10 protein-coding genes and 1 riboswitch are annotated in these 9,240 nt (G+C 66.3%); of the genes, 7 read left to right on the top strand and 3 right to left on the bottom strand.

Annotated features, from left to right (window positions below):
• Positions 1–181 precede the first annotated feature (181 nt).
• Positions 182–298, top strand: a riboswitch (TPP riboswitch).
• 92 nt (positions 299–390) lie between these two features.
• The 5 genes from thiC to MUU56_RS24460 are packed head-to-tail and all read left to right on the top strand — an operon-like array spanning position 391 to position 4,774.
• Entirely contained in the window at positions 391–2,214 is a 1,824-nt protein-coding gene (gene thiC / locus MUU56_RS24480) for a phosphomethylpyrimidine synthase ThiC (RefSeq protein WP_244769884.1), read from the top strand.
• Positions 2,215–2,216: 2 nt separating this feature from the next.
• Entirely contained in the window at positions 2,217–3,203 is a 987-nt protein-coding gene (gene thiO / locus MUU56_RS24475; protein ID WP_244769883.1) for a glycine oxidase ThiO, read from the top strand.
• Positions 3,200–3,397, top strand: a complete 198-nt coding sequence (gene thiS, locus MUU56_RS24470) for a sulfur carrier protein ThiS (RefSeq protein WP_244769882.1) — start codon at positions 3,200–3,202, stop codon at positions 3,395–3,397. The genes thiO and thiS overlap by 4 nt, the downstream gene beginning before the upstream one ends.
• Before the next feature lies 1 nt (position 3,398).
• A complete protein-coding gene (locus tag MUU56_RS24465) occupies positions 3,399–4,172 on the top strand; it encodes a thiazole synthase (RefSeq protein ID WP_244769881.1) in 774 nt (257 codons plus the stop codon).
• Positions 4,169–4,774 (top strand): thiamine phosphate synthase, encoded by a 606-nt coding sequence (locus MUU56_RS24460; RefSeq protein ID WP_244769880.1) that lies wholly within the window; start codon positions 4,169–4,171, stop codon positions 4,772–4,774. The genes MUU56_RS24465 and MUU56_RS24460 overlap by 4 nt, the downstream gene beginning before the upstream one ends.
• On the opposite strand, the gene MUU56_RS24455 is transcribed toward MUU56_RS24460, so the two are convergent.
• Entirely contained in the window at positions 4,775–5,620 is an 846-nt protein-coding gene (locus MUU56_RS24455; RefSeq protein WP_244769879.1) for an amidohydrolase family protein, read from the bottom strand.
• A 175-nt stretch (positions 5,621–5,795) separates the two neighbouring features.
• Here MUU56_RS24455 and MUU56_RS24450 point away from each other — a divergent pair, with 175 nt between their 5' ends.
• Positions 5,796–6,005, top strand: a complete 210-nt coding sequence (locus tag MUU56_RS24450; protein WP_244769878.1) for a TOBE domain-containing protein — start codon at positions 5,796–5,798, stop codon at positions 6,003–6,005.
• Positions 6,006–6,061: 56 nt separating this feature from the next.
• On the opposite strand, the gene tsaA is transcribed toward MUU56_RS24450, so the two are convergent.
• Positions 6,062–6,583 (bottom strand): tRNA (N6-threonylcarbamoyladenosine(37)-N6)-methyltransferase TrmO, encoded by a 522-nt coding sequence (gene tsaA, locus MUU56_RS24445; protein ID WP_244769877.1) that lies wholly within the window; start codon positions 6,581–6,583, stop codon positions 6,062–6,064.
• Between the two features lie 116 nt (positions 6,584–6,699).
• Entirely contained in the window at positions 6,700–7,581 is an 882-nt protein-coding gene (locus tag MUU56_RS24440) for a helix-turn-helix domain-containing protein (RefSeq protein WP_244769876.1), read from the bottom strand.
• A 95-nt stretch (positions 7,582–7,676) separates the two neighbouring features.
• Here MUU56_RS24440 and MUU56_RS24435 point away from each other — a divergent pair, with 95 nt between their 5' ends.
• Positions 7,677–9,236 carry a 4-hydroxyphenylacetate 3-hydroxylase family protein gene (locus MUU56_RS24435; RefSeq protein ID WP_244769875.1) on the top strand — a complete coding sequence of 520 codons (1,560 nt, stop codon included), beginning with the start codon at positions 7,677–7,679 and terminating at the stop codon, positions 9,234–9,236.
• Positions 9,237–9,240 lie beyond the last annotated feature (4 nt).

Here is a 9,240-nt window from a genome sequence, read left to right as displayed (position 1 = left end):
CAAACGGCGGCCTGGATCCTCTCGGCCTCCTTCCCGCAACCATCTTACATCAGACCAAACACACAGGATCCTCGGGTTAAACCCGAGGATGACGGAGGAGTGGTTTTCGCACAATATAATGTAAGATTTTACTTACGTATTTTACCATGTTGACAAATCATCCCCGAGCGTCTTTGCTTAGGGCATTCACCAGGGGGGTCCCGACAAGGGGCTGAGATACTGCTGGCATTCGCAGCGCAGTGACCCGTTGAACCTGATCCAGTTCATACTGGCGTAGGGACGGTGCGAGCGCTGTAGAACCCGAAATCCGCAGCCCGGATTCCGCCTACGCGTCCTTCCATCATTCCGGCTCTAGGACTGGGTCTCCAACCGCAAACTTGGAGCCTCACGATGAACATTGCCGCCCAGAAGCTCACCCCCACCGTCACGACCGGCGCCCTGCCCGCCTCGCGCAAGATCCACATAGCCGGCGAGCAGCACCCGGAGATCCGCGTGCCGATGCGCGAGATCGCGCTGCACCCGACCTCCGGCGAACCGCCGGTCATCGTCTACGACGCCTCCGGCCCCTATACCGACCCCGCCCATGTCGTCTCGATCGAGAGCGGCCTGCCGCGGCTGCGCGAGGCCTGGGTCGCGGCGCGCGGCGACACCGAGGACTATGAAGGCCGCCACATCCGCCCGGAAGACAACGGCTTTGCCACCGGCGAACGGCTGACGCCGGAATTTCGCGTGCGCAACCGGCCGCGCCGGGCAAGGGACGGCAAGGCGGTGACGCAGCTCGCCTATGCCCGCGCCGGCATCATCACGCCGGAAATGGAATTCATCGCCATCCGCGAGAACCTCGGCCGCAAGGCCGCAAAGCAAGCGCTTGTCCGCGACGGCGAGAGCTTCGGTGCCCATATCCCCGACTTCGTCACGCCGGAATTCGTTCGCCAGGAAGTCGCCAGCGGCCGGGCCATCATCCCGGCCAACATCAACCATCCGGAAGCCGAGCCGATGATCATCGGCCGGAACTTCCTGGTGAAGATCAACGCCAATATCGGCAATTCCGCCGTCACCTCCTCCATGGCGGAAGAGGTGGAAAAGATGGTCTGGGCGATCCGCTGGGGCGGCGATACGGTCATGGACCTTTCCACCGGCCGCAACATCCACAACATCCGCGAATGGATCATCCGCAATGCGCCGGTCCCGATCGGCACCGTGCCGCTCTACCAGGCGCTGGAGAAGGTGAACGGCATTGCCGAGGACCTCACCTGGGAGGTCTTCCGCGACACGCTGATCGAGCAGGCCGAACAGGGCGTCGACTATTTCACCATCCATGCCGGCGTGCGGCTCGCCTATATCCCGCTCACCGTCAACCGCGTCACCGGCATCGTCTCGCGCGGCGGCTCGATCATGGCCAAGTGGTGTCTCCATCACCACCGGGAAAGCTTCCTCTACGAGCATTTCGAGGAGATCTGCGACATCTGCCGCGCCTATGACGTCTCCTTCTCGCTGGGCGACGGGCTGCGTCCCGGATCGATCGCCGACGCCAACGACGCCGCGCAGTTCGCCGAACTCGAAACGCTCGGCGAGCTGACGCAGATCGCCTGGGCAAAGGATTGCCAGGTGATGATCGAAGGCCCCGGCCATGTGCCGATGCACAAGATCAAGGAGAACATGGACAAGCAGCTGAGGACCTGCGGCGAGGCTCCCTTCTATACACTCGGGCCGCTGACGACCGACATCGCCCCCGGTTACGACCACATCACCTCGGGCATCGGCGCGGCGATGATCGGCTGGTTCGGCACGGCCATGCTCTGCTACGTCACGCCGAAGGAACATCTCGGCCTGCCCGACCGCGACGACGTGAAGGTCGGCGTCATCACCTACAAGATCGCCGCCCACGCCGCCGACCTCGCCAAGGGCCATCCGGCGGCGAAGATACGCGACGACGCGCTGTCGCGCGCCCGCTTCGAGTTCCGCTGGGAGGACCAGTTCAACCTCTCGCTCGACCCGGAGACCGCACGCGCCTTCCACGACGAGACGCTGCCGAAGGAGGCGCACAAGGTGGCGCATTTCTGCTCCATGTGCGGCCCGAAATTCTGCTCCATGCGCATCTCGCACGATATCCGCGCCGAAGCGCAGAAGGAGGGGCTGGAGGCCATGGCGGCGAAATATCGCGACGGCGGCGACCTCTACATGCCGCTTGCCGGCGTCCCGGCCGGAGAATGACCATGCGCGTCCTCGTCAAGGGGGCCGGCGTTGCCGGCCTCACGGTCGCCTGGCAGCTCTATCGCCACGGTTTCGACGTCACCATCACCGAGCGCGCCGAAAAGGTCGGCCTCGGGGCCTCCGGCTTTGCCGGCGGCATGCTGGCGCCCTGGTGCGAGCGGGAGAGCGCGGAGGAGCCCGTGCTCATGCTCGGCCGCTCGGCCGCCGACTGGTGGGAGGCGGCCGTGCCCGGCCATGTCAGCCGCCGGGGAACGCTGGTCGTCGCCGCCGGCCGCGATGCCGGGGAGCTCGACCGCTTCGCCCGCCGCACGAGCGGCTGGGAATGGCTGGATGCCGCGGCCATCGCCGAGCTGGAGCCGGATCTCGCCGGCCGCTTCCCCAAGGCCCTGTTCTTCCGGCAGGAGGCCCATCTCGATCCGCAACGGGCGCTCTCGGCCCTCACCGCCGGGCTGGAGGAGGCGCGCATGCGCTTCCTCTTCGGCGCGGACGGCACGCAGGATGCGGCACGCTACGACCGCGTGGTCGACTGCACCGGCGCGGCCCGGATCGGCGTGCTGCCGGACCTCCGGGGCGTGCGCGGCGAGATGCTCTATGTGGAAACCCCGGAGATCAACCTCTCCCGCCCTGTCCGCCTGCTGCATCCGCGCCATCCGATCTATGTCGTACCGCGCGGAAGGAACCGTTTCATGGTGGGCGCGACCATGATCGAGAGCGCCGACGGCGGCGGCATCACCGCCCGCTCGCTCATGGAACTGCTGAACGCCGCCTACACGCTGCACCCGGCCTTTGGCGAGGCGCGGCTCACGGAAACCGGTGCCGGCATCCGCCCGGCCTATCCCGACAACCTGCCGCGCGTCAGCGAGCACGACGGCACGCTCCATGTGAACGGCCTCTATCGCCACGGCTTCCTGCTGGCCCCCGCCATGGCGGCGGAGGTCGCGCGGCGGCTTCTTGCAGAACAGGCACGACCGGAAAGGAGGGCATCATGACCTTCATCATCAACGGCGAGGAACAGGAGGTCGCGGCCGCGACGCTCGCCGACCTCCTCTCCGCCCTCGATTATGAGGGCGAATGGCTGGCGACGGCGGTCAACGGCGAGTTGGTGCACCGCGAGGACCGCGCCGGCTTCACGCTCGGCGCACGCGATCGCATCGAGATCCTCTCGCCCATGCAGGGAGGCTGACATGCTGAAGCTCTACGACAAAGAGGTGCGCTCCCGCCTGCTGCTCGGCACCGCCCGCTATCCCTCCCCCGCGATCCTCGCCGAGGCCGTGCGCCGCGCGAAGGCGGAGATCGTCACCGTGTCGCTGCGGCGCGAAACCGCCGGCGGCAAGGCGGGCGGCGCCTTCTTCGAGCTGATCCATGCGCTCGGCGTGCATGTCCTGCCCAACACCGCCGGCTGCCACAGCGTTCAGGAGGCCGTGCTGACGGCGAAAATGGCGCGCGAGGTCTTCCGCACGGACTGGATCAAGCTGGAGGTGATCGGCCATCACGACACCCTGCAGCCCGATGTCTTCGGCCTCGTCGAGGCGGCGCGCATCCTGACGGGCGAAGGCTTCCAGGTCTTCCCTTATACGACGGACGACCTCGTCGTCGCGGAAAAGCTGATCGAGGCCGGCTGCCGCGTGCTGATGCCGTGGTGCGCGCCGATCGGCTCGGCCATGGGGCCGGTGAACCCGATGGCACTGCGCACCTTCCGGGCGCATTTCCCCGACGTGCCGCTGATCGTCGATGCCGGCATCGGTCGCCCCTCGCACGCCGCCGGCGTCATGGAACTCGGCTATGACGCCGTGCTGCTCAACACCGCCGTCGCCGGCGCCGGCGATCCGGCGGCGATGGCCGAGGCCTTCGCGCTCGCCATCGATGCCGGCCGCCTCGCCCATGCCGCCGTGCCGCTGGAGCCGCGCGACATGGCCGTTCCCTCCACCCCCGTCATCGGAAAGGCCGTCTTCTCATGACGCTCGATCCCTTCTACCTCATCGTCGACAGCGCCGACTGGATCGACCGGCTCGTGCCGGTCGGCGTGAAACTCGTGCAGCTGCGCATGAAGAACACGCCGGACTATCGCCTGCGTGACGAGATCCGCCGGGCGAAAGCCACCTGCGCCGAACATGGCTGCCAGCTCATCGTCAACGACTACTGGCAGATCGCCATCGAGGAGGGCTGCGATTACGTGCATCTCGGACAGGAGGATCTGGCGACCGCCGATGTCGGCGCCATCCGCGCGGCCGGAATGAAGCTCGGCCTTTCCACCCATGACGATGCGGAGCTCGACATCGCGCTTGCGGCAAGGCCCGACTATGTGGCGCTCGGCCCGGTCTGGCCGACGATCCTGAAGAAGATGAAATGGGCGCCGCAAGGCGTCGAGCGGCTCAGGGACTGGAAGACGCGCATCGCGCCGCTTCCCCTCGTCGCCATCGGCGGGCTCAACCCGGATCGCCTGCCGGCCGTCTTCGAAAACGGCGCCGACAGCGCCGCCGTGGTGACCGACATCACGCTGAACGCCGATCCGGAGGCGCGCACGCGCGAATGGATAGAACGCACGGCACGCTGGCGGTGATCACGCCTTCGGCGTGATCTTCCAGAGCCGCCCGGCATTTTCCGAGAGCACGCAGCGCTTGTCTTCCAGGCTGACGCCTGACAGCAGCGCCTGCGTCGCGCCGACCCAGGTGGAAAGCCCGCCGCCGAGCGTGCAGACCGGCCAGTCACTGCCCCAGACCATGCGCTCGAAGCCGAAATGCTCCACCACATGGGCGAAATAGGGCTTCAGGTCCTCCAGCGTCCAGTCTTCCGCGCCATAGGCGGGGATGCCGGACAGCTTCACCGTGACGTTCGGCCGGCGCGCGATCTCCGCGACCGGCCCCTTCCAGGCATCGAAGCCGCCGCCCTTGATGTCGGGCACGCCGCAATGGTCGAGCACGAAGGAGGCGTCGGGCGCAAGGTCCGCCAGCGCGATCGCCTTCTCGATCTGGTGCGGCAGGACGCAGAGATCGAAATTGAGGCCGGTGCCCGCCAGCCGCCCTATGTTCTCGCGAAAGAGCGCGCCTTCGGAGACATCGTCCGGCACGACATGCAGCACGCGGCGGAAGCCGCGCACGAACGGATTGGCGAGGGCCGTCTCGAGATAGGCCGGAAAATCCGGCGATTCCGGCCGGCAGGCGGCGATGGCGCCGACGAGCAGGCTGCCCGCCTCTCTCGCAAGCCCCTCGACCATGGCCGTCTCGCGCGCAATATCGCCCTCCGCCACGTCCACTTCCATATGCAGCGCCGCGACGATGCCGAGGCGGCGCGCTTCGCGCGCATAGGTCTCCTGCGTGAAATCGGCATCGAGCGGCGGCACGCCGGCAAGCCAGGGATAGGACAGCCGGTCCCGGTAGATGAGATGCAGGTGCGTATCGACGATCATGCGCGGCCTCCTCCAAGCACGGCGAACACTGCCATAGAAGAATTGTCCATTCAAATACGAATTAACCGGAGCGCGGCGTCCCGCTTCACCCGGCGGTAAACAGCATGAACAACCGCAAAGGCTACCAATCCGGCCCGCCCCTCCTACCTTCCCTTCCAGCAACAGGAGGAACCGCATGAAGATCAGCGCACGCAACCGCCTCAAGGGCAAGATCGTCGAGGTCGTTCTCGGCGCGACGACGGCCCATGTCCGCATCGATGTCGGCGGCTCGATCATCACCGCCGCCATCACCAACGATGCGGTGAACGAACTCGGCCTTGCCGCCGGCCGAGAGGCCTATGCGCTGATCAAGGCATCGGACGTGATGGTGGGCGTCGACGATTAGAATGTGCCGGCGCAATTCCGGGCGCAAGACCGCTTCGCACTTTCACTGGAATTGCTTCATTCGTCGATTTTCTTGCACATACGCACCGGCTCGGTCGCGAAATCGCCCTTCTGCGGCGGCGCGATCGGCTTGAACAGGCTGCGCTCCGGCTTCAGGTCGATCAGCGGCGTGCCGTCGAGGCAGTCGAGCCCGCGCACGAAGAGCCGGTTGCCCTCGATCTTCTCCAGGACGACGATCGACGTGCCGATCGGATTGGGCCGGACGGGCGAGCGCAGCGAGAAGGTGCCGTGCACCTCGCCATTCGAGGCCGGGCTCTGCAGCACGAGGTCGCGGCGCGACTGATGCAGCCAGTAGAGCACCTCCAGCCGCTCGAAACGCTCCGTCCCCTTCAAGGCCTGCACCCAGGGCTCGAAGACCTCGATGGTGCAGACCGGTCCGTCGGGGCGCCCCTGGCGCGGCGTTTCCATGCGCGAGGTCCAGGGCGTCGAAATCCGGCCGATGAAGACGATGTGCGCATCCGCGGTCTCCGGCGGGGTGATGGCCACCTCGTTCTCGCGGATCTCATTCAACCGGACCATGCAACGCTCCATCGCTGTATTTCTTGAAATATGACGATAACCTCCGAACGCGATGAGGGAAAGATGCCCGGAGACAGGAAGACGGCGACAGATTGACCACCTTGGCGCAGGCAGCCTCAGCCGGCACCGGACGCCTCGGCATTCCGCGCACGCCAGTCCGTCGGGGAAAGGCCGGCCCGCTTGCGGAAGAAACGCGAGAAATAGGCGGGATCCTCGAAGCCGATCTCCCGGCCGATATCCTCCACCGGACGAATGGTGAAGCGCAGCAGGCGCTTGGCCTCCAGCAGGCGCCGTTCCAGCACCATGTCCTTCACCGTCTGGCCGAAGACCGTGCGCGCCGCCTTGTCGAGCAGGTGCGGCGTCGTCGCCAGCCGCTCGACATAGCGCCCGACCGGCCAGTCCTCCCGGTAGTGCCGGTCGATGGCGCGGCGCAATTCCAGCCCCAGCACGACCGCTGGCGAGGCCGCCGCAAAGCCGCCCGGACCGCCGAGCCGCGCCATCAGCGAGAGGACGACGCCGATCAGCCCGGCAAGCACCCGCTCGCTCGCCCCCGCGCCGCCGCGATACTCCTCCATCACCATGGCGAGCAGCGCGTCGATCCGCATCCAGCCGGGGGCATCCGCCGCGCCGGAAAGCAGCACCGGCGCATCGAGCGCCAGATCCACCTGCGGCGCCATCGCCCGCAGCTGGTCGTCCGAGATGGAGACGACGATGGCATCCGACTGTTCGCCGACATCGAAGCCGTGCACGACGTTGCTCGGCACGAAGCTGATCGCCGGAGCAGAAAAATTCCAAGTCCGATCCTCGATCCGGTAGCGCCCCTCGCCCTTGAACCAGTAGGTGATCTGCCCCATCAGCGGATGCTTGTGCGGCGCGACCTGCCCGAAATGCAGGCTTTTCCGCTCCATCACCGTCTCGACATGGAGGAAGCCGACGTCGAGCGTGCGGCTCGGCTCGCCATAGACGAAGAAGGCAGGAACATCCTTGCGAAGGGTCATGCCGGAAAAAGTACCAGCGAATTGCCGTGTTTGTCCATGGTGCTCCTGGCGGCCCCGACTTAGCGTTTGTCAGGATTTTCAAGGAGGAGCACCCCATGCGCGCGGAAGACCATCGCAGCGACAAGACCCGGCCGTTTACCGGCGCCGAATATCTCGCAAGCCTGCGCGACGGGCGCGAGGTCTATATCAACGGCGAACGCATCGCCGACGTCACCAGCCATCCGGCCATGCGCAATTCCGCCCGCTCCATCGCCCGCATGTACGATGCGCTGCACGACCCGAAGCGCAAGGAACGCCTGACATCGCCGACTGACACCGGTTCCGGCGGCTACACGCACAAATATTTCCGCGTCGCCCATTCCGCCGCCGATCTCGTCGCCCAGCAGGGCGCCATCGCCGATTGGGCGCGCATGTCCTACGGCTGGATGGGCCGCACGGCCGATTACAAGGCGGCGCTGATGAACACGCTCGGGGCGAATGCCGACTGGTACGGCCCGTTCAAGGACAATGCGCTTTCCTGGCACAGCCGCGCGCAGGAAAGCGTGCTCTTCATGAACCACGCCATCGTCAACCCGCCGATCGACCGCCACAAGCCGGCCGACGCGGTGAAGGACGTCTTCGTGCACATCACGAAGGAGACCGATGCCGGGATTTATGTCTCGGGCGCCAAGGTCGTCGCCACCTCCTCGGCGCTGACGCACTACAATTTCCTCGCCCAGAGCTCGGCCACCGTCACCGAGGACCCGTCGCTGTCGGTCATGTTCATCCTGCCGATGAATGCACCCGGCGTAAAAATGTTCTGCCGCACCTCCTACGAACAGACGGCAGCGACAGCGGCCCACCCCTTCGACTACCCGCTTTCCTCGCGCTTCGACGAGAACGACGCGATCCTGGTGCTCGACAATGTCTTCGTGCCCTGGGAGGACGTGCTGGTGCTGCGCGACGCGGCCAAGATCCTGTCCTTCCACCCGGCCTCGGGCTTCATGCACGGCTATTGTTTCCAGGGCTGCACGCGCCTTGCGGTGAAGATGGACTTTCTCGCCGGCCTGCTCGCAAAGGCCCTGCGCGCCACCGGGGGCGATGCCTTCCGCGGCAACCAGGCGATGCTCGGCGAGGTGATCGCCATCCGCCACCAGTTCTGGTCCTTCTCCAACGCCATGGCCTACAACCCTATCCCCTGGGCGAGCGGGGCGGTGCTGCCGAACCTGGAAGCCGCGCTCTGCTACCGCACCTTCATGTCGGAGGCCTATCCGAAGGTCATCGACATCGTGCGCCGCACGGTGGCCTCCGGCCTCATCTACCTGCCCTCCTCGGCAAAGGACTTCTCCAACCCGGAGATCGACCGCTATCTCGCGCAATATGTGCGCGGCTCTAACGACATGGGGCATGTCGAGCGCATCAAGATCATGAAGCTCCTGTGGGATGCGACCGGCACGGAATTCGGCGGCCGCCACGCGCTCTACGAATTGAACTATGCCGGCGCGCCGGAAGAGGTCCGCCTGCAGGTGCTGAAGGGCGCCGAGCGCGGCGGGCGGCTGAAGGAGATGGAGGCGCTGGTCGACGAGTGCATGGCCGACTATGACGAAGGCGGCTGGACCGGCGACACCTGGCTGCCGCCGCTTGGCGGCGATTCCGTCCGCGACGCGGCCGAATGAGGGG

Source organism: Shinella yambaruensis, assembly GCF_022899355.1.
Lineage (GTDB): Bacteria > Pseudomonadota > Alphaproteobacteria > Rhizobiales > Rhizobiaceae > Shinella > Shinella yambaruensis.
This window is presented reverse-complemented; position numbering and strand designations above follow the sequence as displayed.